Source organism: Micromonospora sonneratiae (assembly GCF_042679305.1).
In the GTDB taxonomy this organism is placed as follows: Bacteria; Actinomycetota; Actinomycetes; order Mycobacteriales; family Micromonosporaceae; genus Micromonospora_H; species Micromonospora_H sonneratiae.
On the sequence record NZ_JBHTMP010000023.1, the window covers coordinates 59,866 to 86,055 of the forward strand.

Annotated in this window: 30 protein-coding genes; 14 read left to right on the plus strand and 16 right to left on the minus strand. The window is 69.2% G+C overall.

All coding sequences use genetic code 11. The annotated features are described in order from the left end of the window. The first annotated feature begins 9 nt into the window (after nucleotides 1-9). Together ACFQ4H_RS16565 and ACFQ4H_RS16570 are read left to right on the plus strand one after the other, a co-directional pair. On the plus strand, nucleotides 10-351 hold the full coding sequence (locus tag ACFQ4H_RS16565; RefSeq protein WP_377571864.1) for a hypothetical protein: 342 nt from the start codon (nucleotides 10-12) through the stop codon (nucleotides 349-351). Between the two features lie 109 nt (nucleotides 352-460). Continuing rightward, nucleotides 461-712 (plus strand): hypothetical protein, encoded by a 252-nt coding sequence (locus tag ACFQ4H_RS16570; protein WP_377571865.1) that lies wholly within the window; start codon nucleotides 461-463, stop codon nucleotides 710-712. 38 nt (nucleotides 713-750) lie between these two features. Here the strand turns inward: ACFQ4H_RS16570 and ACFQ4H_RS16575 are convergent, their stop codons facing one another. Then, complete coding sequence (locus tag ACFQ4H_RS16575) at nucleotides 751-1,662, minus strand: LysR family transcriptional regulator (protein WP_377571866.1); 912 nt, start codon at nucleotides 1,660-1,662, stop codon at nucleotides 751-753. 106 nt (nucleotides 1,663-1,768) lie between these two features. Between ACFQ4H_RS16575 and ACFQ4H_RS16580 the strand changes: the two genes are divergently transcribed. Next, complete coding sequence (locus ACFQ4H_RS16580; protein ID WP_377571867.1) at nucleotides 1,769-2,713, plus strand: DMT family transporter; 945 nt, start codon at nucleotides 1,769-1,771, stop codon at nucleotides 2,711-2,713. Here ACFQ4H_RS16580 and ACFQ4H_RS16585 read toward each other — a convergent pair. Then, nucleotides 2,708-3,259 carry a YciI family protein gene (locus ACFQ4H_RS16585; RefSeq protein WP_377571868.1) on the minus strand — a complete coding sequence of 184 codons (552 nt, stop codon included), beginning with the start codon at nucleotides 3,257-3,259 and terminating at the stop codon, nucleotides 2,708-2,710. The genes ACFQ4H_RS16580 and ACFQ4H_RS16585 overlap by 6 nt on opposite strands. Before the next feature lie 80 nt (nucleotides 3,260-3,339). Next, a complete protein-coding gene (locus tag ACFQ4H_RS16590) occupies nucleotides 3,340-4,368 on the minus strand; it encodes a fatty acid desaturase family protein (RefSeq protein ID WP_377571869.1) in 1,029 nt (342 codons plus the stop codon). 421 nt (nucleotides 4,369-4,789) lie between these two features. On the opposite strand from ACFQ4H_RS16590, the gene ACFQ4H_RS16595 reads away from it, so the two are divergent. Further along, the gene (locus tag ACFQ4H_RS16595; protein WP_377571870.1) at nucleotides 4,790-4,960 is read left to right on the plus strand and encodes a hypothetical protein; all 171 of its coding nucleotides are present in this window, start codon (nucleotides 4,790-4,792) and stop codon (nucleotides 4,958-4,960) included. An 887-nt stretch (nucleotides 4,961-5,847) separates the two neighbouring features. Beyond that, nucleotides 5,848-6,885, plus strand: a complete 1,038-nt coding sequence (locus ACFQ4H_RS16600) for a hypothetical protein (RefSeq protein WP_377571871.1) — start codon at nucleotides 5,848-5,850, stop codon at nucleotides 6,883-6,885. A gap of 89 nt (nucleotides 6,886-6,974) precedes the next feature. On the opposite strand, the gene ACFQ4H_RS16605 is transcribed toward ACFQ4H_RS16600, so the two are convergent. The 4 genes from ACFQ4H_RS16605 to ACFQ4H_RS16620 all read right to left on the minus strand — a co-directional run bounded on the left by ACFQ4H_RS16605 (nucleotide 6,975) and on the right by ACFQ4H_RS16620 (nucleotide 11,154). After that, entirely contained in the window at nucleotides 6,975-7,400 is a 426-nt protein-coding gene (locus tag ACFQ4H_RS16605) for a carbonic anhydrase (RefSeq protein ID WP_377571872.1), read from the minus strand. A 2-nt stretch (nucleotides 7,401-7,402) separates the two neighbouring features. Further along, a complete protein-coding gene (locus ACFQ4H_RS16610) occupies nucleotides 7,403-9,163 on the minus strand; it encodes a SulP family inorganic anion transporter (protein ID WP_377571873.1) in 1,761 nt (586 codons plus the stop codon). Next, nucleotides 9,160-9,750 (minus strand): rhodanese-like domain-containing protein, encoded by a 591-nt coding sequence (locus ACFQ4H_RS16615; protein WP_377571874.1) that lies wholly within the window; start codon nucleotides 9,748-9,750, stop codon nucleotides 9,160-9,162. The genes ACFQ4H_RS16610 and ACFQ4H_RS16615 overlap by 4 nt, the downstream gene beginning before the upstream one ends. Nucleotides 9,751-9,825: 75 nt before the next feature. Then, on the minus strand, nucleotides 9,826-11,154 hold the full coding sequence (locus ACFQ4H_RS16620) for a rhodanese-like domain-containing protein (RefSeq protein ID WP_377571875.1): 1,329 nt from the start codon (nucleotides 11,152-11,154) through the stop codon (nucleotides 9,826-9,828). A 455-nt stretch (nucleotides 11,155-11,609) separates the two neighbouring features. Between ACFQ4H_RS16620 and ACFQ4H_RS16625 the strand changes: the two genes are divergently transcribed. Continuing rightward, complete coding sequence (locus ACFQ4H_RS16625; protein ID WP_377571909.1) at nucleotides 11,610-11,876, plus strand: metal-sensitive transcriptional regulator; 267 nt, start codon at nucleotides 11,610-11,612, stop codon at nucleotides 11,874-11,876. 90 nt (nucleotides 11,877-11,966) lie between these two features. Here the strand turns inward: ACFQ4H_RS16625 and ACFQ4H_RS16630 are convergent, their stop codons facing one another. The 3 genes from ACFQ4H_RS16630 to trxA all read right to left on the minus strand — a co-directional run bounded on the left by ACFQ4H_RS16630 (nucleotide 11,967) and on the right by trxA (nucleotide 14,108). Continuing rightward, nucleotides 11,967-13,217: an MFS transporter gene (locus ACFQ4H_RS16630; protein ID WP_377571876.1), complete on the minus strand. Its 1,251-nt coding sequence runs from the start codon at nucleotides 13,215-13,217 to the stop codon at nucleotides 11,967-11,969. A gap of 144 nt (nucleotides 13,218-13,361) precedes the next feature. Continuing rightward, nucleotides 13,362-13,631, minus strand: coding sequence for a metal-sensitive transcriptional regulator (locus ACFQ4H_RS16635; RefSeq protein ID WP_377571877.1), 270 nt, complete (start codon nucleotides 13,629-13,631; stop codon nucleotides 13,362-13,364). A gap of 108 nt (nucleotides 13,632-13,739) precedes the next feature. Then, nucleotides 13,740-14,108 (minus strand): thioredoxin, encoded by a 369-nt coding sequence (trxA, locus tag ACFQ4H_RS16640; RefSeq protein WP_377571878.1) that lies wholly within the window; start codon nucleotides 14,106-14,108, stop codon nucleotides 13,740-13,742. Nucleotides 14,109-14,283: 175 nt separating this feature from the next. On the opposite strand from trxA, the gene ACFQ4H_RS16645 reads away from it, so the two are divergent. Continuing rightward, complete coding sequence (locus ACFQ4H_RS16645; protein ID WP_377571879.1) at nucleotides 14,284-14,598, plus strand: rhodanese-like domain-containing protein; 315 nt, start codon at nucleotides 14,284-14,286, stop codon at nucleotides 14,596-14,598. Between the two features lie 111 nt (nucleotides 14,599-14,709). Then, nucleotides 14,710-16,095, plus strand: a complete 1,386-nt coding sequence (locus ACFQ4H_RS16650) for a rhodanese-like domain-containing protein (protein ID WP_377571880.1) — start codon at nucleotides 14,710-14,712, stop codon at nucleotides 16,093-16,095. Nucleotides 16,096-16,179: 84 nt separating this feature from the next. On the opposite strand, the gene ACFQ4H_RS16655 is transcribed toward ACFQ4H_RS16650, so the two are convergent. From ACFQ4H_RS16655 to ACFQ4H_RS16665, 3 genes are read right to left on the minus strand one after another with little or no spacing between them, the layout of a single operon-like run. Beyond that, nucleotides 16,180-16,890, minus strand: coding sequence for an ankyrin repeat domain-containing protein (locus ACFQ4H_RS16655; protein WP_377571881.1), 711 nt, complete (start codon nucleotides 16,888-16,890; stop codon nucleotides 16,180-16,182). Beyond that, nucleotides 16,887-17,519: a response regulator gene (locus tag ACFQ4H_RS16660; RefSeq protein ID WP_377571882.1), complete on the minus strand. Its 633-nt coding sequence runs from the start codon at nucleotides 17,517-17,519 to the stop codon at nucleotides 16,887-16,889. Before ACFQ4H_RS16660 ends, ACFQ4H_RS16655 begins: the two co-directional genes overlap by 4 nt. Further along, nucleotides 17,516-18,646: a sensor histidine kinase gene (locus tag ACFQ4H_RS16665; RefSeq protein WP_377571883.1), complete on the minus strand. Its 1,131-nt coding sequence runs from the start codon at nucleotides 18,644-18,646 to the stop codon at nucleotides 17,516-17,518. The genes ACFQ4H_RS16660 and ACFQ4H_RS16665 overlap by 4 nt, the downstream gene beginning before the upstream one ends. 185 nt (nucleotides 18,647-18,831) lie before the next feature. On the opposite strand from ACFQ4H_RS16665, the gene ACFQ4H_RS16670 reads away from it, so the two are divergent. Beyond that, the gene (locus tag ACFQ4H_RS16670) at nucleotides 18,832-19,398 is read left to right on the plus strand and encodes a GlcG/HbpS family heme-binding protein (protein WP_377571884.1); all 567 of its coding nucleotides are present in this window, start codon (nucleotides 18,832-18,834) and stop codon (nucleotides 19,396-19,398) included. Nucleotides 19,399-19,883: 485 nt separating this feature from the next. Here the strand turns inward: ACFQ4H_RS16670 and ACFQ4H_RS16675 are convergent, their stop codons facing one another. The 3 genes from ACFQ4H_RS16675 to ACFQ4H_RS16685 form a co-directional block, all read right to left on the minus strand. Then, entirely contained in the window at nucleotides 19,884-20,630 is a 747-nt protein-coding gene (locus tag ACFQ4H_RS16675; RefSeq protein ID WP_377571885.1) for an amino acid ABC transporter ATP-binding protein, read from the minus strand. A 1-nt stretch (nucleotide 20,631) separates the two neighbouring features. Next, complete coding sequence (locus ACFQ4H_RS16680) at nucleotides 20,632-21,432, minus strand: amino acid ABC transporter permease (RefSeq protein WP_377571910.1); 801 nt, start codon at nucleotides 21,430-21,432, stop codon at nucleotides 20,632-20,634. Between the two features lie 77 nt (nucleotides 21,433-21,509). Beyond that, the gene (locus tag ACFQ4H_RS16685; RefSeq protein WP_377571886.1) at nucleotides 21,510-22,370 is read right to left on the minus strand and encodes an ABC transporter substrate-binding protein; all 861 of its coding nucleotides are present in this window, start codon (nucleotides 22,368-22,370) and stop codon (nucleotides 21,510-21,512) included. A gap of 194 nt (nucleotides 22,371-22,564) precedes the next feature. Between ACFQ4H_RS16685 and ACFQ4H_RS16690 the strand changes: the two genes are divergently transcribed. The 5 genes from ACFQ4H_RS16690 (at nucleotide 22,565) to ACFQ4H_RS16710 (ending at nucleotide 26,089) form a co-directional block, all read left to right on the plus strand. Next, entirely contained in the window at nucleotides 22,565-22,828 is a 264-nt protein-coding gene (locus ACFQ4H_RS16690) for a phosphoribosyl-ATP diphosphatase (protein WP_449289022.1), read from the plus strand. A 43-nt stretch (nucleotides 22,829-22,871) separates the two neighbouring features. Beyond that, nucleotides 22,872-23,717, plus strand: a complete 846-nt coding sequence (gene hisG / locus ACFQ4H_RS16695) for an ATP phosphoribosyltransferase (protein ID WP_377571887.1) — start codon at nucleotides 22,872-22,874, stop codon at nucleotides 23,715-23,717. 94 nt (nucleotides 23,718-23,811) lie between these two features. Next, on the plus strand, nucleotides 23,812-24,480 hold the full coding sequence (locus tag ACFQ4H_RS16700; protein ID WP_377571888.1) for a cupin domain-containing protein: 669 nt from the start codon (nucleotides 23,812-23,814) through the stop codon (nucleotides 24,478-24,480). A 140-nt stretch (nucleotides 24,481-24,620) separates the two neighbouring features. After that, nucleotides 24,621-25,556 (plus strand): DMT family transporter, encoded by a 936-nt coding sequence (locus ACFQ4H_RS16705; protein ID WP_377571889.1) that lies wholly within the window; start codon nucleotides 24,621-24,623, stop codon nucleotides 25,554-25,556. Between the two features lie 101 nt (nucleotides 25,557-25,657). Next, the gene (locus ACFQ4H_RS16710; protein WP_377571912.1) at nucleotides 25,658-26,089 is read left to right on the plus strand and encodes a PH domain-containing protein; all 432 of its coding nucleotides are present in this window, start codon (nucleotides 25,658-25,660) and stop codon (nucleotides 26,087-26,089) included. The last annotated feature ends 101 nt before the right edge of the window (nucleotides 26,090-26,190 follow it).

Below are 26,190 nucleotides of genomic sequence, written 5' to 3' on the forward strand. Positions count from 1 at the left end.
AGTGTTGACGTGACCCGTCCGTTGTCCCCGGACGAGATACGCGCGCTGGTGATCGGCCGTACCCGGATCGGCCAGCGCGGCTATCTTCCCGACCAGGTCGACGCGATCCTGACCCGGCTGGCCGATGAGACCGCGCACCGCTGCCGGCAGCTCGACCAGTTGTGTGCGGAGAACGAGCGGATCAAGGAGGCTCTGCGTACCTGGCAGAGCAGCCAGGCCAGGACCCGGTGCGCCCCGGGGTCTGCTGGGAACAGCGAGCCCGCCGCCCTGCCGGGTGGTTGTCGCCCATATGGCAGCGACGTCCCTGTTGATGGGGCGAGGTCGCTATTGGCGGCTGACCAGACCGAGTAGTCGATTGACCGCAACACCCAGACGTTTTCTTCTATCGTCGGGAAGCCGTTGGCTACAGGTCCACGGTGGACAGCTATGTCGCTGGCGCGATTCCGTGAGGAGAGGCAGCATGCTCCGTCGTATCTTCGTGACAGCGGCACTGGCCGCCGCCGTCACCATCGTCACTCCCAGTTCGCCGGCTCTGGCTCTCTATCCCTGCCCGGCCGACTACATGTGCATCCACAACTGGTACACCGACTCGACCCGTACGCACTGGAACGGCAGCCACAGCGTCAACTGTGAGGGCACCGTGGCGCGGTTGGGTGTCCAGTCCGGCTACCTGGTCTTCAGTAAGCAGCCGTGCGACGGCCTGCCGGTCTGACGTACGACAGGGTGGCCCGGAAGTTACCGGCCGACTGATCATGCCTGCTGGCTGCGTGTGTGGTTCTCGCACACGTCCCGGACGGCGGTGACGTACGGGTGCCATGGGCGGGTGGTCGGGCCGGTGAGGACGAGGTGGCGGTCCAGCCGGGGCAGCAGGGGGACCAGGGTGAGGGCCTCGGGTAGCAGGTTGGCCGTCAGGGAGGGGACGGCCGCGACGCCCAGGCCGGCTTCGACCATGGACAGCAGCGTCGTGACTTCGCGGATGCGTTGCGCGGGCTGGTAGCGGAGACCGGCCAGCGAGTGAAGTCGCCTGACCTGGGGCTCGCAGCCGGCGGTGGAGGACAGCAACGGGTCGTCGAGCAGGTCCGCCAGGTCGATGGAGTTCTGACCGGCCAGCGGGTGGTCGCGGCGGACGACGGCGTGGAACGTGTCGGTTGCGAGGGTGACCGCGCCCGGCGGAACCGGGTCCGGGTCGATGAGGACGGCCGCGTCGACGGTGCCGTCCTCAAGCCATCGCCCGAGTTCTTCGTCGAAGCCTTCGAAGATTTTGACCTGGACGTGTGGGAGGCGCTCGCGCCAGAGCACCATGAGGTCGGGCAGTAGGCCGTGTGCGGCGGTCGGCGGTACGGCCAGCGCGATCGGTGCGGCGGTGTCCGCTCCCCGGTGAGCGGCGGCGGCGATGTTAAAAGCGCGGGCACCGGCGAGGGTGGCGCGCGCGTGGGGCAGCAGCGCCTCACCCAGCCGGGTCAGCCGGACCGGAGCGACGCGGTGCACAAGCTCGCCCTGCACGGTTCGCTCCAACGACGAGAGCGAGTGCGACACCGAGGATTGGCTCATGCCGAGCACGTCGGCGGCTGCGCCGAACCCGCCGTGGTCGGCGATCGCCACGAGTATCTCCAGTTGCCGCAGCGTTGGACCCATCAGCTCGGACTCATCGAATCTCTGCATCTCCCGATCGGCAACATCGATTTGATTCATGGTAATGGGCGCGTCAGGGTGACAGCACATCGGGCAGAGAGGCAGAGGGGTAGGAGTCACGTTGACGGTCTCGGCGGTGCGTGCAGGTTCGGTCGGTGCGCAGTTCGTGGTTCTCGCTGTCGTGTGGGGGGCGAGCTTCCTGTTCATGAAGGTCTCGCTGGACGGGATGTCACCGGCGCAGGTCATGCTCGGGCGGCTGGCTCTCGGTGCGATCTTCCTGGCCATGGTCATGGCTGTCAGTCGTCGACGCTGGCCGCGTACCGCGCGTACGTGGGGTGCGCTGGCGGTGATCTCGGTCTTCCTGTGCGTCGCGCCATTCCTGCTGTACGCCTGGGCCGGTCAGTACATCCCGTCCGGGCTGTCCAGCATCTACAACGCGACCACCCCGATCGCGACGCTGCTGGTGGCGTTGACCGTCCTTCCGGACGAGCGGTTGACGCGTACGCGCACGGTCGGGCTGATGATCGCCGCCGTCGGGGTTGTCGTCGTCGCCGCTCCCTGGAACGCCCTCGGCGCGGTCCAGGACGGCCCGGTCATTCTCGCCCAGCTCGCCTGCCTGGGGGCCTGCCTCTGCTACGGGATCGCCTTCGTCCTCAGCCGCCGACTGTTACGCGCCAACGAACACGATCCCACCACGATCGCGGCCAGCCAGGTCGGCCTCGCCGCTGTCATCGGCTTCATGCTCGCCCCCTTCGTCGGGGGATTCGAACCCATCCGCCTGAGCCCTTCGGTCGTGGCCAGCATGCTGGTCCTGGGGGTGCTCGGAACGGGTCTCGCCTACATCTGGAACACGCGGGTGATCGCTGCCTGGGGTGCCACCACCGTCTCCACCGTCACCTATGTCACGCCGGTCGTGGGTGTCATCCTCGGCATCCTCGTCCTGGGGGAGAGCCTCCACTGGAACGAACCCGCCGGCGGGGTGCTGGTGATCCTCGGCATCCTGATCAGCCAGGGGCGGCTCACCCTGCGCCGACCTGGCCGTACCGCCGGCCAGGCGACCACAGCCGTCCTCGGGTCATGACGGGCGTCCACCGAACTGCCAGTTGTGTACCTCGATGTCGGCGTACCGATCCGGGGTCAGGATGGCGCGTGCCTGGTCCGGATCCGACGCCCGGACCAGCGCCGCCGTACCCAGCCAGGTGGTGCCGTCGTCGGCCAGCAGCGGGCCGTACGCGATCAGCTCGTCCCGGTCGGGGGGTACGTCGAGGTCGACGGCCTGGCCGGTACCGAGGCCGAGCACCAGGTACCGGTTGCCACCGGTCCGCCCGCCGGGGAAGTCCCACATGGTCCGGCCCAGCAGGTTGCGCCAGCGGCGCAGCAGCACGTCCCGGTACGCGCCGGCCTGGTAGGTGGGCTCGTCGAAGGCGAACGCACGGGCGGCGGCGGGATCGGGCAGGTCGAGGATGTGCACGCTGCCGGTGGGCAGGTCACCGTCCTCGGTGAGGGTCGGACCACGGGCGATCATCTCAGCCGCGTACCGGTCCATGTAGGACCAGTGCTCCTCCAGTAGTTGCTGGCGCAACGCCATGGAGCCGGGCCGGTCGCGGTGGTAGCAGAAGAACTCCATGCTCCGCAGTCTCGACCATTGGAGCAGACCGATGCGGACGGGTACCGCCCGACGCGGGTTCTGACCCCACGGCCACGGGGTCAGCCACGTCGCAGCGGTTCGCCGACGGCATGCAGGTGGGCCAGCGCCCGGCCGTACGACTCGATCAGGCCGGTCTCCTCGTACGGGATGCCACGCTCGGCGCAGAAGTCGCGGACGATCGGCTGCGCCAGCCGCAGGTGCGGGGTCGGCATGTTCGGGAAGAGGTGGTGCTCGATCTGGTAGTTGAGTCCGCCCAGCGCCACGTCGACCAGCCAGCCGCCACGTACGTTTCGGGAGGTCAACACCTGGCGACGCAGGTAGTCGAGTCGGTCCCCCTCGGTCAGGGTGGGCATACCCTTGTGGTTCGGCGCGAACGTGCAGCCGAGGTAGACCCCGAAGAGCGCCTGGTGTACGAGGAGGAACGCCAGCGCCTTGCCCGGCGAGAGCACCAGTAGCAGGGCGGCCAGGTAGCCGACGAGGTGGACGAGCAGCAGCGCCGCCTCCAGTCCACGGCCCTTCATTCCCGGGCGGAGCAGCGCCCGGACGCTGGACACGTGCAGGTTGAACCCTTCCAGCGTGAGCAGCGGAAAGAACAGGTACGCCTGCCAGCGTCCGATGAACCGGGGCAGACCTCGGCTGGCCCGGGCCTGCTCGACCGACCACACCAGGATGTCCGGGGCGACGTCCGGGTCCAGGTCCTCGTGGTTGGGGTTGGCGTGGTGGCGGGTGTGCTTGTCCATCCACCAGCCGTAGCTCATGCCGATCGCCAGGTTGCCGGCGATTCGTCCGGCGACCCCGCTCGCCCGCCGGCCCCGGAACACCTGCCGGTGCGCGAGGTCGTGTGCCACCAGGGCAACCTGCGCGAAGAGCACCGCGAGCCCTGCCGCCACCAGCAGTTGCCACCAGGAGTCGCCGAGCATGAAGAACGCCGCCCAGCCCGCGACGAGAAGACCGCCCACCAGGCTCAGCCGCGCGACGTAGTACCCGGGGCGTCGGTCCAGCAGGCGAGCCGCGTTGATCCGTCTCAGTAGCTGTGAGTAGTCGCTCGCCTTCCGCGTGTCGGGAGCCGTTGCCAGACCGACGGCCATTATTCCCCCAAATGCTCGGGTTTGCGCTACGCCAGACGGCGTGCTGTCGTACCCCAGTGTTCGGGCTTTCGTCGCAGTGAGTAATCCCGGATACCCCCGAATGGAAGGTAGTGCTAGCCCTACCGACGCCTGCGGGTGTCCTTCTCCGCGACCGGACGACGGGGTACGTGCTCAACCTCCGTCGCCGCCGCCAACGCCCGGCAGAGCGCGTCCACCGCCCCGGCAAAGGCGTGGTCGGGCGGGGTGCCGTACCCCGCGCGGGACCCGGCGGTGACGTCCAGGGCTTGGAGGAGCGGCTGGCATCAACCTCGGGCTGCTCGACCGGCTGCTGGAACACCGTACCGGCATCGAGGTCCGCCTGGTCGACTATCTGGCCCCGTACACGCTCTACGCCTACGATCCCGGGCTGGAGAACGGTTCGATGGATCTCCGCCTCGGTTCGTTCCACGGTCAGCGCGAACTGCGACCCACCTTCAGGCTGATCCGCAAGCGCGACGGTGAGTGGTTCGACTACTTCTACGAGCAGTTCACCAGTGTGTGGAATGCCGCCGACCCGTACCAGAAGGTCTGGACGAGTAGTTCCGAAATCTGACCGGTTCCCGGCGGTCAGGGGAGGCCGCCGTAGAGCCTGTCGAGCTGCCTCGTCTACGCTCCCACCTCTCTGCCCCGGCACCTGGCCGGCGCTCTCGCAGATGGACATCGCCCTGGACATGGCACTTCCCGGGACGACGCACGCCCTCGCCAGCAGCCGGCCCTGGTGTCGATCCCGTAGCGGTCGGCCGCCTCGTGCGAATCCTGACCACCGATGGCGCAACGGCTTGCCCCGCTTGTGCGCCCAACTCGACAGCCAGCAGACCTCCTCGCCCCCGGCATCGGCGGCGGCACCCACAACAGTTACGCGACATCCGACGAGTAGTCACGAAACCCGACCAGTGGCCGTCGACGGCCAGGTCCAGGTTCTGCATCACAACACGATCCTGGACGCCCTCCCCATGCCCGAACATCGACCTCTGACTTCGGAGCTACTCGTCTAGACAGCACGCGACCCGGATCAGGTGCGGGAGCGTACCGGTTGCTCCCGCCGCCGATCGGCGTACGTCCAGAGTGCTGAGTGTCGTGCCGTCCAGCGTCCGGGCGTGTCGACCGCTCGACCTGAGCCGCGCCTTCACCGACTGGCGGCGGTGATCGGGCAACTCGGGTGCTGGTAGTTGAAAACCTGCCCGACCATCTCGGTCAACCGGAGAAGGCATTGGTGCGTGCTGGTACGAGGTTTGTCGGCGACGAGCATCCATGCCCCTCGACGACCATTGCGTGGCCGTACTGTCACCGATGGTCCGGCTGAGAAAAGTTTTCATCGAGACATTGTCACAATTCAATGTAATGCTGGGGCTGATTCGGATCCGGTAGGCGCTCGGCTCGGGTCCGTCCCTGTCATTCAACGGAAGGGTGACAATGTCACGTCTCCACCGGCTCGGGCTCGTGACCAGCGCATTGGTCGCGTTGCTCGTCGGACAAGCGGCGACGGTGCCCGCCTCGGCATCGTCGGAATCGCTCGACCCGTGTTCCTGGGAAAGCCACTGTTACGCCACGCTGCGGTGGTATCACGATGACGTGTCCGGGGCAGAGGTCGAACTCGGCGCGTACGTCATGGACATCGTCGGCCCCGGACCGCACTTCGAAACCTCGGAGGTGTGGATCGGCTTCGACGGTTCGCCGATCTCCTGGGTCGAGGCGGGAGTCATCCACGGCGTGGACACCTACTGCGGAGGGGTCAACTATTTCAGTGCCGCCAGTTATCCAGCCATCGGCTTCGAGTTCCGTTGCCTCGGCAGCGCGCCCCTGAACACCTCGGTCGTGCTCCGTGCCGAGGAGGGAGCCTCCGGCACGTGGAGTTGGACCCTCGACGGTGCCGCGTTGACCACCTGGCTGAACGCCCCGACCAGCACCAACTTCCTGGAGGTCGGCAACGAGTACACCCGGGACGACGTACAGTCGATCATGGCGGGCAGCAACCTGAAGTACCGGACCGCGACCGGCGGGGTCTGGACCAACGGATGGTCCGCCACCGGCTGGCCGGCACCGGCCGCCAACCCCAGCGGCTGGCCCTGCTACACGCTGTGGCAGACCAACCCCACCCACATGCGGGCGCTGTGCAACACGATCTCGCTCACCGGCGCCCAGGCCGGACCGACCGGTCGCCAGTCGGCCACCGACCCGCTGGCCAGGGCACAGCGGATCGCCACGTCGTACGGGGTCACCAACCCGACGCAGGTGCGTTCGGTGACCGCCCGTGGCGCCGACGTCGCCGCCACCCTGCAAACCGACCTGCCCGAGGAGCGGGCCGTCACCGTGGTCCAGATGTCGGGTGACTTCACGGCCACCAGCGCGCCCCGGCCGCAGGGGGCGTCAGCACCGAGCGGCAAGGTGCTGACGATGGTCTTCGACCAGCTCACCGGTGACCTTCGGATGCTCCGCCTGTCCCCGGATGGGGCACCCGCTCTCGAAGCTCTGAGCTGACAACCGACATCGACGTCACCGTCGACGGTGGGGCGAAAAGGACCCCTTCCTGCACAAGAACCGACAGGAAGGGGTCCTTCCCTTCACCCTCACAGCGCGGAAGGTGTACGACCGGTCGGCGTCACCTCGGCCACGAGTTCCGGATCCCAGCACCGGTCGCCACACCGGCCAGCGTGTACGGCGAGGATCCTGGTGCCGGGAAGCCGGGTGGCCAGCCGGGTCAGGCCCTGACGAAGCTGCTGGCGGTGCTCGTCGTCGGAGACGGGGTTGCCGGCACAGTCGGAGTGGGCGGCGACGACCAGCGTGCCGCTTTCGTGGGCCCGCTGGGAGACCTCCACCTTCTCCAGTACCCCCTCCAGCCACCGCTCGTCGGCCGTGGTCAACACGGCCTCCGGTCCGGGCTCGGTGATCGTGTCGAGGTATTCGACATCGAGGTGCTTCCTGGCCCACTCGGTGAGCGGCTGCTGGATACGGCCGTCGATGCAGGTGAGCATCGTTGCGAATCGGTCGGGCATGATCACAGCACCCCCTCGAGAACGGGTGGAGCGGGTTCGGACGCACCACGGCCCAGTGGGCTGGATGGTTCGAGCCCGCTGGTGGCGAGCGCGGCAGCGATGTCGCGGTGTACCCGGCCCTTCTCGTGCAGGGGTTGCCACACCCCGGCGCGATGGAGCAGGTCGCGTACCGGGCCGCGAACCGTGGCCAGATGCAGGGCCACACCACGGGCACCGAGGTGCTCACCCAGCTCCGTCAGGACGTGGGCTCCGTCCGCGTCGATGTCGCTGATCGCGCTGGCGTCGAGCACGATGGCCGTCAGCCCCTCCCGCTGCTCGGCCAGTCCCATCAGCCGCTCCTCGAGGACCTGGGCGTTGGCGAAGTAGAGGGGGCCGTCCAGTCGGATGACGGCGAATCGTGGATCGGTGTGCAGGCCGGCGTACCGGTCGACGTTGCGGTACGTGTCGCTGCCCGGCACCCTGCCGAGTTCGGCGGTGTGTGGCCGGGACGAGCGCCACACGAAGATGCCGAGGCTGAAGACCACGCCGGCGACGAGGCCCGGCTCGACCCCGAACAGCAGCGTGACCAGGAAGGTCAGTCCCAGGGTCAGACCGTCGGACCGACGGGCCCGCCAGGTGGTCACCGCTCCCTTGCGGTCGACCAGGCCAAGCACGGCGACGACCACGATCGCCGCGAGCACGGCCTTGGGCAGGTGGTAGAAGGCGGGTGTCAACGCGAGGGTGGCGAGGGCCACCATCGCCGCCGTCAGCACACTGGCCACCGGCGTACGGGCGCCCGCAGAGAAGTTGACCGCGCTGCGGGAGAAACCGCCGGCGACCGGGAACGCCTGGAACAGCCCGGCCGATATGTTGGCCGCTCCGACCGCGACCAGTTCCTGGTTGGCACTGACCTGCTGGCGGGACTTGGCCGCGAGGGACTTCGCCACGGCGATGCCCTCCATGTACGCCACCAGCGCGATGCCCACGGCCGTGGGCAACAGAGCCTGGATGTCCTGTCCGGAGAGTGCCGGCAGTGCGGGCGCGGGAATTCCTCCCGGAATGTCGGTGAGGATCTTGACTCCGCGCTCGCCGAAGGACAGTGCGGCGCTGACCGTGGTGACCCCGGCGACGACAAGCAGCGCGCCGGGAAGTTTCGGCAGGTAGCGCCGTAGCAGCACCAGTCCGGCGACGCTGACCGCCGAGATCAGGATGGTCAGCCCGTGGGCGGTGGTGGCCGACTCCCAGACCGAGGCGGCGGTCTCCGGGAAGGTCTCCGCCCGCGTCGCGTTGAGCCCGAACAGGTCCTTGATCTGGCTGGCGGCGATGACGATCGCGGCTGCGGAGGTGAATCCGGACAGGACCGAGTGGGACATGAAGTTGACCAGCACCCCGAGGCGCAACACGCCCATCAGTGCCTGGATCGCGCCGACCAGCAGCGCGAGCAGACCGGCCAGCGCCGCGTACCGGCCGGGGTCGCCGTCGGCGAGGGGGGCCAGCGCCGCGCTGCTCATGAGCGCGGTGATGGCCACCGGTCCGACGGCGAGCGCCCCGGAGGTACCCAGCAGCGCGTACACCAGCAGCGGCACGATCGAGGCGTACAGTCCGGTGACCGGCGGCATGCCGGCGAGCGTGGCGTAGGCCATGCTCTGTGGCACCAGCATCACCGCCACGGTCAGGCCGGCGATCAGATCGTGGCGCAGGGTCTCGCGGTTGTAGTTGCGCAGCCACCCGAACAGGGGGACCGCCCGGGCTATGCCCGAGCGGTCCTGTTGGACATAGCTCATGCCCGTCTCCTGGTGTCCTGCATCCGGGAGATGGAGGAGTTGACGTCACAACCCGCCCCCCGGTTGTACGGCAGCTTGGACAGCAGGGCACCCATGGCGCAGGTGTTGGTCAGCGCGGCGAAGGTCAGCCCGGCCCCGATGAAACCGGCCACGAACCGTACCGGCGGTAGCCAGATGCTGGCGATCACGGACAGCAGGACGATGCCTCCCGCGACCAGTCGGACCTGGCGTTCGAGGCTCCACCGCTGACGGCCGCGCTCGACCGGACCGCCGGCGGCGATCCAGGAGTTCATGCCGCCGGAGATCACGGTGGCGTCGACCATCCCGGCGTTCACCAACTTGGTGCAGGCCTGGGTGGCGCGGTTGCCGGACTGGCACATCAGCAGCACCCGGCCGCCAGCGGCATTCACGATCCGTCCCAGGTGTGCATCGACCTGGTCCAGCGGCAGGTTGATCGAACCAGCCACGTGCGCGGTTTCGAACTCGCCTGGCGTACGCACGTCGACGACCAGGACCTCAGAGTTGTTGGCCAGCAGGGCACGGGCGGTGGCGACATCGATGGAAGACGAAGCGTTCTTGGTGCTCACGTAATACTCCGGTCAATTGTTGGGTGGTGGGCCGGCGGGGCAGCAGAGTCGCCCCGCCGGGAATGCGGGAGATGGTCAGGAGGCGCGGGCGGCGACCACGTCGGCGACACCGGCACCGGTCAGGACGACGGGCTGGTACCCCTCGCGGGCCAGTAGGGTGGCGGCGATTGCGGCGCGTCGACCGCTGCCGCAGGCGACCAGCACCGGCCGCCCGGCGTCGATCTCGGTGGGTACGCCCTCGGTGATCAGGTCGGGCAGGAAACGTTCCACCGCTCCGTCCAGCCGTACGACCGCGCGTTCGCTCGGCATCCGTACGTCGAGCACCTGGGCAGCGGGGTCGGCCAGTCGGTGGACGAAGGTGGCCACGTCGACGAGTTCGAACCGTTCGGTGGCTGCCTCGCCCAGGTCCCGGACGACACCGCGCACGCTGTCGATGCCGATCTGCGCCAGCTGGGTGATCGGCTCGGTGACGTCCTGGCCGGGCTCGGCCACGAGCACGGTGGTGGTCTGGTACGGCAGCAGCCAGCCCGCCCAACTGCCGAAGTCGATGGCCACCTCGATCCCGACGGAACCGAGTAGGAAACCGGCGGCCTGCGCGGCTCGGGGGCGGACGTCGAGCACCTGCGTGCCCTCGGGCTGATCGGCCAGGTCCGCCAGGTCGAGCTCGGGTACGGTCAGCGCTGGCATCGGTGGCACACCCAGCGTGTTCGCCGGCCCCATGTACTGGTAGAACGCCGGAATGGGCATCGGCGCGGCAAGTAGCCGGTCGGCGAACTGCTCCACGTCGCCGACGTTCAGCAGCGGGTTGCTGGCGAGTTCCTCGCCGATGGTGGAGGTATAGCGTCCGGCGCCGGTGGCGGTGCAGAACGAGCCCTCGCCGTGTGTCGGATAGAGGGCGACGGAACTGGGCAGTCCGGCGAGGCGGTGCAGCGAACCGTGCTGGAGCTTCGCCAGCGTCCGGGCACGGGCCGGGCCCAGCAGGTCCGGCCGACCGGCCGAGGCGACCAGCAGGCTGCCGCCGGAGAACACGGCCACCGGCTCGCCGTCGATGAGCACCAGGTAGCTGGTGTGCTCAGGGGTGTGCCCGGGGGTGTGGATCGGGCGGATCGTCAGCCCGTCGTTGGCCTTGATGTCCTCGAGGTGGAACGCTGCGGTGTGCGGGTAGGCCGCAGCCGCTGCTGCGGGCAGCACCAGCTCAGCGCCGGTACGCAACGCGGCCTGTTCTCCACCGGAGACGTAGTCGTTGTGCAGGTGGGTTTCCAGCACGAACCGCAGCTCCACGTCGCGCTCGGCGGCGGCGTGCAGGAAGCGGTCGATGTCCCGCTGTGGGTCGACCAGGACACCTTTTCCCTCGTGGGTCAGCAGGTATGTCTGGTCGCCTAGCCCTGGAGTGCGGAATGACACGAGTTCCACGGTGGTCCTTCCCCTCTCTAGCGGCCCCCGGCGTATACCCCCGGGGGTAACCAAATCGAGTATGTGCGAATGAACGGACATTTGCAAACCTCGGTGCCCTGCGGCCCCGCGTACCCTGTGGCCCCGCGCTGCCCGGATGTTCGTCCGGTGGCAACCGGGTGCGAATGGTCGACGGGGTCGCCTGTCTTCGAGCGGGCCGTCGACCGGTGACCCGTGGGTCATCCGCTGTTTGCGGGTGACCCACGGGGTTCGGGGGGCGACGGAACTGGGCGGTCGGCTCGGGCTTCGCCGGGCGCGGCGGCGCGTCGTGCGACGTCGTTGCCGGCCGGCTGACTGAATCCTAACATACCCCCGGGGGTATGCGAGAAGTGATGATCATACCATGTGCCGGTTGTATACCCCTCCGGGTGTATCGTTGACGCTTGAACATCAAGGAGGGGCAGGCAATGCAGGTCGACGAGGATGCGGTCGGCGACGTGATCAAACGGCTCCGCCGTGCCGAAGGTCAGATCCGTGGCGTCATCGGAATGCTGGAAACCGGCCGAGACTGTGCCGAGGTGGTGACCCAGCTCGCGGCGGTGTCCAGAGCACTGGACCGGGCCGGGTTCAAGATCATTGCTAGCGGTCTCCAGCAGTGTGTCACCGGTGCTCCCGGTGAGGACCAGAAGGCCAACCTGGAACAGATGGAGAAGTTGTTCCTGTCGCTGGCTTAGCGGGGGGCCTGCACCCCGCTGGGATCATCGTGCCGGCATGCCGCCGGCAGATCCGCCCATCCTCGACGTCGTTGTCGACGACCTCGCGAGTCACCCACCGGGGCGGGTTTCGTACATCCGCCTGGCGGCGAGCAGGCCGGAGGCTGCCGTGAGGGCGGCCACCGCCCACGTGGCACCACGGATGCTCGTCAGGTCGGCGATCACGCCGGCGAACACCGCTCCGGCGGCGAACCCGCCGTCACGCCACAGCCGGTACACCCCCACCGCACGGGCCCGCCAGGACGGGTGCGCGACGTCGCCGATGGTCGCGAGCAGGGTGGGATAGACCATGGCGGTACCGGCGCCGAGCAGCACCGTTGCTGCGGCCCACGCCGGAAAGGTGTCGGCGGTGGCGACCAGGCCGAGCGCGACGGCCTGGGTGAGCATGCCGGAGACGATGAGCGGTTTCCGGCCGATGTGGTCGGACAGGGGACCGGTCAGGACCTGACCGAGACCCCAGATCGCGGGATACAGGGCGACCAGCACGCCGATCTGGGGCAACGACAGGCCGGCGGCGGCGAAGAGCAGCGGAAACAGCCCCCAGGCCAGACCGTCGTTGAGGTTGTTGACCATACCGACCTGGCTGGCCGAGGAGAGGGCGGGTTCCCGCCAACTGACCAGACCCGCGATCCGCCAGGTGGACAGGGATCCGGAGTGGCCACTGTCGACAGCTCCGTCGAGGGTGGCCTCGTGCCGGGCATGCCCGCGAGTTTCCTGGACGAAGAACAACGACAGGCCCAGTCCGACCGCGATGTAGGCCGCTCCGAGCAGGAACGGGGCCGGGCGCAGTCCGAATTCCGTGGCGAGTGCACCCGTCGCCATGGCGGTGGTGGCGACCGCGAGGTAGCCGGCAGCCTCGTTGAGACCCATCGCGAGGCCCCGACGGTGGGGTCCGACAAGGTCGATCTTCATGATGACCGTGGTGGACCAGGCAAGCCCCTGGTTGACGCCGAGCAACACGTTGGCCGCGATCACCCAGCCCCAACTGGGGGCCCAGATGAGCATGAGCGGTACGGGCAGCGCGAACAGCCAGCCGGCGATGAGCACCGGTTTGCGGCCGAACCGGTCGGACAGGGTGCCGGCGACGAAGTTGACCGCCGCCTTGGTCGCGCCGAAGGCCAGGATGTAGGTCAGCGCCGCGGTGTAGGCACTCAGGTCGAACTCCTGCTCGCCGAGCAGCGGCAGCACCGTACGTTCGGTGCCCAGTAGCCCACCGACCAGCGCGTTGACCGCGACGAGGAGGGTGAACTGGGCGATGTTCGCGCGCAGGCCCAACCGCAGCGCGGTGCCGGTCGCGGTCACCGTCGAGGCTCCGAGCCGTACCCGTGGGTCCCCCCGGATAGGTTTCCCGGGACATCGTGATGGGTGTCGTTCATCTGTGCTCTCTCCCCGTTGGTCAGGGTCTCCCCGGGGGCGCGCGTCAGCGCGACCCGGAGCCGGGGTGGCTCAGGCCAGGGCCAGGAACAGCTTCTCCAGTTCCTCTTCGGTCATCTCCGGCTGCTCGCCACGGTCGCGGGCGGTGCTGCAGTGCCGCAGGCCCGAGGCGATGATCTTGTAGCCGGCGCGGTCGATCGCCTTCGACGCCGCAGCGAGTTGGGTCAGCGCCGTCTGGCAGTCCTGGCCGGTCTCCATCATCTCGATCACGGCATTGAGCTGCCCACGTGCCCGCTTGAGCCGAACCAGTGCCTCAGCGGTCATCTCGGGACGAAGCTTCATCTCCACACCTCCACCTGATTGCCCCTGGATACCCGAGGGGGTATGTGCGTCAACGTTGCGAGGGTGCCCCGGTAATCCCGCGCGGTTCGCGCCGGGGTTCCGGGTTGCTCATCGACTCGGCGGCTGTCCCTCGATCACTGCCCGCACCTTGGCCATGTCCAGGTCGCGTACCGCCTGGATCACCTGCTCGAGTCCGGCCGGTGCGAGTGCGCCGGGCTGCGAGAAGACCAGCAATCCGTCCCGAAACGCCATCAGGGTCGGAATCGAGGCGATCCGCGCCGCAGCGGCCAGTCCGGGCTCTGCCTCCGTGTCCACCTTGCCGAACACGACGTCGGCGTGCTTCTCGCTGGCCTGCTCGAAGACCGGGCTGAAGCGGCGACACGGGCTGCACCAGGCGGCCCAGAAGTCCACCAGCACGATCCCGTTGTCGGTCACGATCTGCTCGAAGTTGTCCTGCGTCAGGGCCACGCTGGCCATGCTGACCTCCGCTTCTCGCTGGGATGGCGATTGCCAGCATACCCCCAGGGGTATTGTGGTGCCACTCGCCGAAGGGGCGGTGGTCCACCTGGCGTGGGTGGCGGCAACCGGCGACGGCACGCTATCGTCGCCATCAACGGATACCCCGGGGGGTATAAAGATCGAGGAGGAAGACGTGCGAGAGGTCGACATTGCCGCCTTCGCCGTCGCCCACGCGAACGGGGCGACGGTGATCGATGTACGGGAGCCCGTCGAGTACGCCGAGGGTCACGTCCCCGGTGCCCACTGCGTGCCGCTGGCCCAACTGCCGGCGAGCCTCGGGAGCCTGCCGCGCCACCGTACGGTCTACGCGATCTGTGCCAGTGGCAACCGCAGTCGGGTGGCCGCCGAACTGCTGGAACGGGCCGGGTTCGACGCCCGTTCGGTCGCCGGCGGCACCGCAGCCTGGGCCCGTGCCGGCCACCCCGTGACCCGGGGCAGCCGCACCTGAGTGCGCCCGAACAGTCCGGACCGCAACTCGGGACTTTAGGCCTTACGCATACCCCCGGGGGTATGTGATGCTAGATTTCACTGACCAACACCGATAGCTAGGGGAGTAACAATGCTGTTCACCCAGTACTACCTGGACTGCCTGTCCCAGGCGTCGTACCTGATCGCCGACGACACCACGAAGCGTGCCGTGCTGGTCGATCCGCGCCGCGACATCACCGAGTACCTCACTGACGCCCGAGCCCGTGGACTGAGCATCGAAGGCGTAATCAACACGCACTTCCACGCCGACTTCCTCGCCGGTCACCTGGAGGTGGCCGCCGCGACCGGAGCCTGGATCGGCTACGGGCAGGCCGCCGAGACCGAATACCCGATCCGCAAGCTCGCCGACGGCGAGCGGATCCCGCTCGGCGACGTCACCCTGGAGATCATGGAAACCCCGGGCCACACCCCGGAATCCATCAGCGTCCTGGTCTACGAGCACGCCGACGACACCGTTCCGTACGGAGTGATGACCGGAGACGCGCTGTTCATCGGCGATGTGGGCCGGCCCGACCTGCTGGCCTCCTTCGGCGTCACCGCCGACGAGTTGGGCCGGATGCTGTACGACAGCGTGCAGCACAAGCTCATGGGCCTGCCCGACGAGGTCCGGGTCTTCCCCGCCCACGGTGCCGGCTCGGCCTGCGGCAAGAACCTGTCCACCGAGCGGCAGTCCACGATCGGCGAACAGCGTCGCACCAACTACGCCTGCGCCCCGATGAGCCAGGAGCAGTTCCTCGCCCTGGTCACCGGCGGACAACCATCGGCACCCGGCTACTTCTCCTACGACGCGGTGCTCAACCGCAAGGCCCGGGAACTGTTCGACCACGCCCGGGCAGCCCGGCCGCTCGACCCCGCCGAGTTCCTCGCCGCCCGCACATCCGGTGCCGTCGTGATCGACACGCGCGACCCGCACGAATTCGCCACCGGCCACCTCCGCGACGCCATCAACATCCCCGCGGACGGCCGCTTCGCCGAAACCGCCGGTAGCGTCGTCGCACCCGACCGCGCGATCCTCGTCGTGGCCCCGCAGGACCGTGAAGAGGAGATCGTCGTACGACTCGCCCGCATCGGCTTCGACAACGTCACCGGATACCTCCGCGATCCGGAGCACACGTTCCTCGACATGATCAGTGAGCTGACCCGGGCCAGCCGGCTCACCGCCACCGAACTGCGCCAGGCACTCGACCAGCCCGAACCGCCGACCGTCCTCGACGTACGCAACATCGGCGAACGCGAGCAGGGCGCCATCGAGGGATCGCTGCACATTCCCCTCGCCGAACTGCCCCGTCGCCTCGACGAGGTACCCACCGACCGGCCGATCGTCACCCACTGCGCCGGCGGCTACCGCTCCTCGGTCGCGGCCAGCCTCCTGCGGGCCACCGGTCGGCCCGACGTGTCAGACCTGCTCGGCGGATTCGCCGCCTGGCAGGCGGCCACCCACGCCGCCACGGCGTGACCGCCAACCACACCACCGCGCCGGTGGGGGGGCCGCGGGGTGGGCCGCCACCCACCGGGTTCCCGCAGTGCCGACCGTCGCCGGTCAGCGGGACAGGATGGTGACGATCTCGTCGTAGCCGCGTCGACGCGCGTGCTCCAACGCGTCGACGCCCTCCCGGTCCGGCAGGTGGACCCGGGCGCCGGCGGCCACGAGGATCTCGGCGATCTGCTGGTACGCCCCGCTCCCGTCGCCGAGCAGCACGCACTCCAGCAGCGCGGTCCAACCGAGGTTGTTGACGTGGTTCACGTTGATGCCCGTACGGACGACCCGCCGTACGTAGTCGACGTGGCCCCGCTCGCTGGCCGGAATGATCGAGATGCCGCCGTAGCGGTTCACGATCGTCAGGTCCGGCTCGGCGGGCAGCAGGACCTCGAGCATCGCCACGCTGCCGGTCACACCGGTCACCAGCCACGGGGTGTCGTGCTGGTCGTCGAGCGCGTCCGGGTCCGCTCCCGCCTCGACCAGGACCCGGGCTGCCTCGACCTGGTCGTTCGCGGCGGCCAGCAGCAGCGCCGTACGCCGTCGCGCGTCGCGGGCCTCAAGATCGGCGCCGGCGGCCAGTGCGGTGCGTACCCCGGTCGCGTCACCGGTGCTGGCCGCGGCGAGTAGTTGCTGGTCGGCGGTGCTGGTCATACGGTCCTCCCGGGGTGATGGGGTCGGGTCCGGCCGGGCGCAGCCGCCGGTCACGGCGACGGTGAGGGCAAGGGTGAGCAGGGTGGTGAGGGCAAGGGTGAGCAGGGTGCGGCGCTTCACAGCCGGATCAGCTTCCGTTCGACGGCGGCATGCACGGCCGCGGTACGCGAGTCGACGCCGAGCTTGGCGTAGATGTGGACCAGGTGGGTCTTGACCGTGGCCTCGCTGATGAAGAGCAGTCGGCTGATCTCCCTGTTGGAATGGCCCCGGGCCAACAGACCGAGGATCTCCACCTCACGGGTGCTGAGGGTGGGCTGCGGACCGCGCATCCGGTCCATCAACCGGGCGGCGACCGGTGGGGACAGGACGGTCTGTCCGGCGGCGGCGGAGTGCACGGCACGGAAGATCTCCTCGGGTGGGCAGTCCTTGAGCAGGTAGCCGGTCGCGCCGGCCTCGACCGCCCGCATGATGTCCTCTTCGGTGTCGTACGTGGTCAGCACCAGGACGCGGGGCGGGTCCGGCAGGTCGAGCAGGTGCGCGGTGGCGGCGACACCGTCGACCCCGTCACCGAGTTGCAGGTCCATCAGCACCACGTCGGGGCGCAGGGCGGCGGCCTGCCGTACGGCGTCGGCGGCGGTGGCCGCCTCGGCGACCACGGTCATGTCGGGTCGGCCGCCGAGCAGGGCGCGCAGGCCGGCGCGGACCACCGGATGGTCGTCGACCAGGATCAGCCGTAGCGGGCTCGTCATCGTGCCTCCCTCAGCGGAAGGCTGACGGCCAGTGCGGTGCCCTCACCGGGGGCGCTTTCGACGGTGACCGTGCCGCCGAGGTGAGCTATCCGTTCCCGGATGCCGGTCAGTCCGAATCCGCTGGTGGCGGCCGGGTCGAAACCCGCCCCGTCGTCGTACACGTCGAGCATCACCTCCTGGTCGCCGTAGGTGAGCGTCACTGCGGCGTGGCGCGCGTGCGCGTGGCTGCGGACGTTGGCCAGGGCACCCTGGGCCACCCGCAGCAGGGCGATCTCGTTGTCGACCCCGAGCGGCGTGACCGTGCCGGCCACGGTGAGTCGGACCGGGGTGCCGGTGTCCCGCTCGGTCGCCGTACACAGTCGCCGTAGGGCATCGGTCAACGAGGCGTTGTCGAGCGCGGGCGAGGCCAGGCCGCGTACGAAACGGCGGGCCTCGGCCAGGTTCTCCCGGGCGGTCGCCGTGGCCTGGCGTACATGTCCACGGGCCTGCTCTGGCTTGTCGTCCCACTCCCGGTCGGCCGCCTGGAGGAGCAGGTTCATGCTCGACAGGCCCTGGGCGAGGGTGTCGTGGATCTCCCGGGAGAGTCGGGCCCGTTCCGCCAGCGCCCTGGCCTCACGCTGACTGCGGTCCAGTTCGTCGCGAGCGGCCAGGAGGTCGTCGAGCGCGTGTTGCCGGGCCCGGTTCTGCCGGTCCAGTTCGAGGAAGACGACGGTGGTGATGGCGGCCAGGCCGACCGGTCCGAGTACGAGGCTGGGTTCGAGCCGGTCGGCCAGCCGGATCTGGGCGATCACGACGGCGGCGGTCAGCAGGCCGACCAATGGCCAGACCGCGCGTCGGGGGAGCTGGTGCAGCCCGACGAAGAACAGGGGGATCGCACACCAGGCGAAGCTCGGTGCCACGATCACCAACGCGAGGAACGCGACGACGACCACCGCGAAGCGTGCGCCGGGGGCGGAACGCCCCAGCTCGTTCATGGCGTACGCGGCCAGCAGCACCCCGGCCAGCACCAGCACTCCGGTGGTCGAGCCGCCCCAGCCGTGGTACGCGACGTAGCGGGAAGCGGCGGCGGTCAGCAGGAGCAGGAACCCCCACCGCATCGTCGAGCGCAGCCGGTTCTCGCCTGGCACCACCACTCACCTCCCTCACGCACAGTTAGCTGATCTTGACAAATCCAGCGTACGGCAGATCCGAGGTAGGCAAATCAACCATCTGATGTATCGCGGATGGATCTCGCGCGCCATGCCCGTACCGGTGTTCGCGACCAGGCTGGGGACGTCACCTCGACTGGATCTCGATCGAAGGAGCAGTGCTGATGATCAGTAGAGCCCGCCGCCGGGTAACCCTCGGTGTGGTTGCCGGTGCCCTGGGGGTGGCCGCCGTCACCGGTGTCACCGTCACCGCCGCCACCTCCGGCAGCGCCAGCGCCGCCGAGCCGACGGTCGCGTTGGCTGCCGTAGCGGTCAAGAAGAACGACCTGGTCGACAACCCGTCCCTCGACATCGACGCGGCGCTGAAGGCGGCCGAGGCGACGATCAAGGCGGCCGAAAAGGGCGGGCACCGGGTGACCGTCGTGATCCTCGACCGGTCCGGCAACGTCCAGGTACAGCTCAAGGGCGACGGCGCGGGCCCGCAGACGGCGGAGTCCGCCAAGCGCAAGGCGTTCACGGCGGTCTCCTTCGGCCAGGCGACCTCGGCGCTCGCGGGCCGGGTCGACGGGCAGGGCGCCACCCTGCGGGACATCCCGGGGACCCTGTTCCTGGCCGGGGGAGTGCCGGTGACCGTCGGCGGTCAGGCCATCGGGGCCATCGGAGTCGGTGGCGCGCCCTCGGGCGACCTCGACGAGCAGTACGCCAACGCTGGCGCGGCCACCCTGCGCTGACTGGCAGCTCACGAACCTGGGGGCTCCGGGTGGTTGTCCGGAGCCCCACCCGTGCGTCGGCTGTCTTTCCAGATCCGCCACGACCCGTCAGATCCGTACACGGGCGTGGCGGAGGTGCCCGGGAAGGCTGGTCCGGGAAGCCCTGCTGCGGACCTGTCGAGCTGCCCCGTCTGTGCTCCCGTCACCTAACGACGACCTCGGATGGGTCCTGGCCGTTGATGGCGCTGCGGCTGCCCCGTCTGTGCTCCGTCACCTAACGACGACCTCGGATGGGTCCTGGCCGTTGATGGCGCTGCGGCTGCCCCGTCTGTGCTCCCGTCACCTAACGACGACCTCGGATGGGTCCTGGCCGTTGATGGCGCTGCGGCTGCCCCGTCTGTGCGTCCAGCTCGACAGGCTGGACGGACCCGTTCCTACCGGCCGCCACCCGGGTGGTACGTCTCAGGTCGTCGCCCAGGCCAGCCAGCACTCAGGACGATCCGGCGCTAGAGCCGGCCGGCTTCGATGATGCGGTGCAGGAACTGCCGGGTACGTGGCTCGATCGGCTCACCCAGCACCTGCTCCGGTGGCCCCTGCTCGATCACCCGGCCGCCGTCGAGGAAACAGATCCGGTCGGCAACGTCCCGGGCGAACCCCATCTCGTGGGTGGCCAGCACCATGGTCATGCCCTCGGACTTCAGGTCCCGGATCATCGTCAGCACCTCGCCGACCAGTTCCGGGTCCAGCGCGGAGGTGACCTCGTCGAGCAGCAGCAGCCGAGGGGAGTTGACCAGCGACCGGACGATCGCCACCCGCTGCTGCTGTCCGCCGGAGAGCCGGTCCGGATAGGCGCGGGCCTTGTCGGCCAACCCCACCCGGTCGAGCAGCTCCAGCGCCTGCGCCTCGGCGTCGGCCCGGGCCCGCCGGTGCACCCGCCGGGGTGCCAGGGTGATGTTCTCCAGCACGCTCAGGTGCGGAAACAGGTTGTACGACTGGAACACCATGCCGATGCGCTGGCGTACCCGATCGGGGTCGACCTTCGGGTCGGTGATGTGCTCGCCGTCGAGGTGGATGGTGCCGTCGCTGATCTCCTCCAGCAGGTTGACGCAGCGCAGCAGCGTCGACTTGCCCGAGCCGGACGCCCCGATCAGCGCCACCACCTCGTGTTCGGCCACGTCCAGATCCAGGCTGTCCAGGACGACGTGCCCACCGGCGTACGTCTTGCGTAGTCCTCGGCAGGTCAGCAGTGACATGTCACCTTCCCGCCTGTCGGCGCGCGGCCCGCAGCGTCACCCAGTCGGTGATGGCGATCAGCGGAATGGCCAGCAGTACGAAGAGCACCCCGGCCAGGATGTACGGGGTGTAGTTGAACGTCTCGGCGGTGGCGATCTGCGCGGCGCGTACCGCGTCGATCGGGCCGGCCAGCGAGACCAGCCCGACGTCCTTCTGTAGCGCGACCACGTCGTTGAGCAGCGGCGGGGCGACCCGACGGACCGCCTGCGGCAGCACCACGTGCCGCATCGCCTGCCGGTAGGTCAGGCCCAACGACCGGGCGGCGGCGATCTGGCTCGGGTGGATCGACTCGATCCCGGCGCGGAACACCTCGGCCAGGTAGCCGCTGTAGGTAATCACCAGAGCCAGTCCGCCGAGCACCAGCACCGACGGCATGCCCTGCAACCGCAGACCGGGTACGCCGAGGGTGAGCACGTACAACACGATGATCAGCGGCAGGCCCCGGAACGTGTAGGTGTAGCCGGTGGCCAGCATCCGTACCGGGAAGAACACCGGGCCGCGCAGGGTACGCAGCACCGCGATCAGCAGGCCGAGGGCCAGCGCGCCGAGGGCGCAGAAGAACAGCAGCCGTACGTTGAGCCACAGACCGTCGAGCACGTCGGGCAACGCGTCCCGGGCGATGTCCAGGTCGAGGAAGGACTGCTTGACCCGGTCCCAGCCCGGTGCCCCGGTGACCGCGACGACGAGCAGGGTACCCAGCACGGCGGTGGACGCGGCGGCGACCAGCACCGAGCGGATCGTCTGCCGTCGCCGGTAGGCGATCCGCTGGCGCTGGGTCTCGGAGGGCTGGTAGCCGTCCGTCGTCTTGCCGACCGGCGGGGTGCCGATCCGGTCGAGGGTCACGTCAGCTCGGCCGCGCCCGCCGCCTGGGCGAGCCACTTCTTCTCCAACTCGGCCAGCGTGCCGGCGGTCCGCAGGTCGTCGACCGCCTTGCTGACGCAGCCGGTCAGCGGCGAGTTCTTGTCCAGCAGCAGGCCGAACGCCTCGGGCACGCCGACCTGGGGAACCTGGCCGACGATGGTGGCGTCGGTGATCTCCGCGCCGGTGATGTAGAAGGCGGTGGGCAGGTCGACGACGAGCCCGTCGATCTGGCCGTTCTGCAACGCCTTCTTGGCGTCGTCGTTGCTGTTGTAGACCTGCGGCTTGGTGTTCGGCTTGATCACATCGGTGATCGCCTGGTAGCTGGTGGTGCCCACCTGTGCGCCGAGCTTGGCGTCCTTCAGGTCGGCCAGCGTCGCCTTGCCGGCGATCTTGGAGGTCTTGAGTGCGATGACCGTCTGACGGACCAGGTAGTACGGGCCGGAGAAGTCGGCGGCCTGCTTACGTTCGTCGGTGATGGAGAACTGGTTGATGTCGAAGTCGAAGCTCTTCGGTCCGGGGGCGATGGCATTGTCGAACTTGACCCGGGTCCACACCACGTCGCTGCGGGCGTACCCGAGTTTCTCCGCCACGGCGTAGGCCACGGCGGACTCGAAACCCTCGCCGTTCTCGGGCTTGTTGTCCCGGAACCAGGGCTCGTACGCCGGCTCGTCGGTGCCGATGGTCAGTTTGCCGGCGGTGAGGGTACGCAGCTTGTCTTTCGTGCAGTCGGCCTGGGCCTGGTTGGTGGGGGCCGGGTCTGCCTCCTGCGGAGCGCAGCCGGCGAGGGCGGCGAGGACAACGGTCGCGAGCGCGACTGGCATGTAGGGGCGGCTGGCCATGGCCGACAGCATAGGGCCGTACCCGAGGAATTCCGACTCCTGTGGTAGGGATCATCGAGAGGCCGGGCTGACCTCCGCCGGGCCACCCCGTGGTCGACGCCGGGTACGGCGACAGTGGCGCCGGCGTCCACCTGATGGTTGCCGGGTGCCCCGGGGGCGAGGGTCACGCGGCGCGGCTGCGAGAATCCGATTCCGTGAAGACGTTCGAGGAGCTGTTCGCCGAGTTGCAGGCCAAGGCCGCTGCCGGCACCCCGGGCTCGGCGACCGTGGCCGCGTTGGAACGCGGTGTGCACGCGATCGGCAAGAAGGTCGTCGAGGAGGCCGCCGAGGCGTGGATGGCGGCCGAGCACGAGGGACCGCAACGGGCCGCCGAGGAGATCTCCCAGCTGCTCTACCAGGCGCAGGTGCTGATGCTGGCCACCGGTCTGGACCTTGAGGACGTCTACCGACATCTCTGAGTGCCCCGACCGATTCCGATCGAACTCGAAGGAGCACCCGAGAATGTTGCGTATCGCCATCCCCAACAAGGGCACCCTGTCCGGACCGGCCAGCCAGATGCTCTGCGAGGCGGGTTACCGTCAGCGCGCCGACAGCCGGGACCTGGTCTGCCTGGACGAGGCCAACGGAGTCGAATTCTTCTACCTGCGTCCCCGGGACATCGCCACCTACGTCGGCTCCGGTGACCTCGATCTCGGCATCACCGGTCGGGACCTGCTCGTCGACGCGGGCAGCCCGGCCGAGGAGGTGGTCGACCTCGACTTCGGGGGCGCCACCTTCCGGTTCGCCGCCCGCCCGGAGACCGTCTCGTCGGTCGACGAACTGGGCGGACAGCGGATCGCCACCGCCTATCCCGGCGTGGTCGAGCGCTACCTGGCCGAACGGGGCCTGAAGGCGGATGTGATCCGGCTCGACGGCGCGGTCGAGAATGCCGTACGCCTCGGTGTCGCTGATGTCGTCGCCGACGTGGTCTCCACCGGGGCCACCCTGCGTCAGGCCGGACTGGTGATCATCGGTGAGCCGATCCTGCGTTCGTCGGCGGTGCTGATCCGCCGGGTGGGCGCCCCGGCCAGTGCGCAGACCGACCAGTTGTTGCGCCGGCTCCAGGGTGTCCTGGTGGCCCGCCGCTACGTGATGCTGGCCTACAACGTGCCGGTCGACCTGCTGGTGCAGGCCAGTGCCCTGACCCCGGGTATCGAGTCGCCGACGGTCTCGTCCCTGCACCGCAACGGCTGGGTCGCGGTCCAGGCGATGGTGCTCCGCGACGAGGTGCACCGGATCATGGACGAGCTCTACGACCTCGGCGCCCGGGCGATCCTGGTCACCGACATCCACGCCTGCCGGCTGTAGGGCCCGGCCGGGGTTTCCTACCGCTGCTGTTGCACATAATGTGCAACAGCAGCGGTAGCTGGTAGATCGTCGAGCCAGATGACAGGAACCCCTCATGAGCGCAGGCACCATCGTCCAGTCCCCCGACGGCACCGAGATCGTCCTGGGGGAGATCGGCCAGCGGATCCTGCTGGTCAACTCCCGGGTACGGGTCTGGGAGGTCACCCTCCAGCCGGGTGGAACCCAGCCCTGGCACCTGCACCACAACCCGTACGTGGTCTTGTGCCTGCGGACCTCCGACTGCCGGATGGACTGGCTCGACGGCACCCCGCCCTGGTTCATCCGGGAAGAGGTGGGTGGCGCCATCTACCGGCCGGTCTCCCCGGTGCACATGCTCACCAACTACGGCGACACCACGTATCGGAACCGGCTCATCGAACTGCTCGACCTGGGTGAGGAGGCCTCCGGGCAGCCACCGGTAGGCGGGGACGCGGCAGCCCGGACGGGCGAGGGCACTTCCTCCGAGCTTTCCGGCTCGACGAGCGTGCTGGAGATCGACGAGGTGCACGTCCGGCGGCTCACCGTGGCGCCGGGCACCGAGCAGACCTGGACCGCCGGCCGGCTGCCGGTGGTGGTCGTCCCGCTGGAGGGCTCCCCGGCCGTCGACGCGTCGCCCGACGGCGGGGTCCGTTACCTGGCCCCCGGTGCGGACCACACGTTCGCCAACCCGGGTCCGCTGCCCTGCGACTTCCAGATCATCGAGCTGGCGTACCTCGGCGACTGAGCCTCTCGGCGGGTGCCCGGTCAGGCCGTCCAGACAGCCGCTGAGCGATCTTGGTCACAGACATCCACGCCGGTCGACCACGAAGCTGGGTCGGTGAACTTCGGCTCTGATCGGCAACCGCCCACTTGTCAGGTACGACGGTGAAGGCGCTGCCCGCCTGGGCGGCGCTCGGCCTGGCCGCGCTGGGCGGTGTCGCCTCGGCCGCCCAGAGCGCCGTCAACGCCGAACTGGGGGAGCGGGTCGGCAACGCGGCCATCGGTGCCGTCGTCAACAACCTCGGTGGCGTCGTGCTGGTGCTGCTCGGCCTGCTGGTGCTGCCGTCGATGCGTACCGGGTTGGCCGCCCTGCGCCACTCCCGGTTGCCCTGGTGGGCGTACCTCGGTGGGCTGGGCGGGGCGGCCATCGTGATCGTGGCGACCTATGTCGTACCGGTGCTGGGGGTGGCGGTGTTCACCATCGCCCAGGTCGCCGGCAACAGCGTGGGCGGGCTCACCGTCGACCGGGTGGGACTGGCCCCGGCCGGCCGGCTGGCGTTGACCGGCCCCCGGCTGGCCGGTGCCGTACTCGGAATCGGGGCGGTGGCGCTGGCGCAGACCGGTCGCCCGGTCGGCGAGTTGGCCGTCGGGCTGGTGCTGCTGGCCGTGTTCGGGGGAGTCGCCGTCGCGCTACAGGCGGCACTCAACGGCCGGGTCTCCGCCGCCAGCAGCACGGCGGCGGGTACGGCGATCAACTTCGCGGTCAGCACACCGGCCGTGATCGTCGCCGCCATCGGGCTGGGGGCACTCGACGTGCTGCCCTCGGCGCACTGGCCGACCGAGTGGCACCTCTACGTCGGCGGTCTGCTCGGGGTGGGCATCGTGGTCACGCTGCTGCTCGCCGTACGGTCGGTGGGCGTGTTCCGTACCGGACTGGCGATCGTCGCCGGCCAGCTCGGTGGCGCGGTTCTGCTGGACACGCTGCGGGCCGACCAGCCGGTGGTGAGTCTGCCGGTACTGGCCGGCACGCTGCTCACCCTGTCGGCCGTGGCGGTCTCCGGACTCCGGACCCGAACCCGGCGGCCCGGCCCCGTCGGGTAGCCGGGTCCGGACACCCTTCCCGGAGCCTGACCAGCAGATGGCAGACTGGTGAGGTGACCGACTCCGACGTCGTACGTCTTCGACCGCACCGTATCCGCGTGATGTGCTGGTCCCTGGCGGCTGCTCTGGTCGTGGTTTTCACCCTGATCGGCACGTCGCTGACCGGCCCGACCGGCATGGGTAACGCCACCTTCCAACGCGGCGATCAGATGGCCATGATCGGACTCGGGGTGCTCGGTGCGCTCGGGGTCCTCCTCTTCACCCGCCCCCGGGTCGAGGCCGATGCCCAGGGTGTCCGGGTGCAGAACGTGATCGGCTCGTACGACGTGCCCTGGGAGGAGGTACGGGCGGTCCGCTTCAACCGGGGCTCCGCCTGGGCCACCCTGGAACTGCACGACGAGGAGCAGGTGACCATGCTGGCCCTGCAGGCGGTGGACAAGGAGCGCGCGGTGGCCGGGGTCCGGGCGCTGCGGGCCCTGCACTCGGCCCACCAGCCGTCGTCGGCCCCGGCCAGGCAGTCCGAGCCGGCCTGACCGGTCGGACGACTCGCCGGGGTGGCCGCGTCGCAACCGGTCACCCCACCTGGTAACCTTCATGGGTCGACCATGCTGGTGCGAACTGCGTACATGTTACG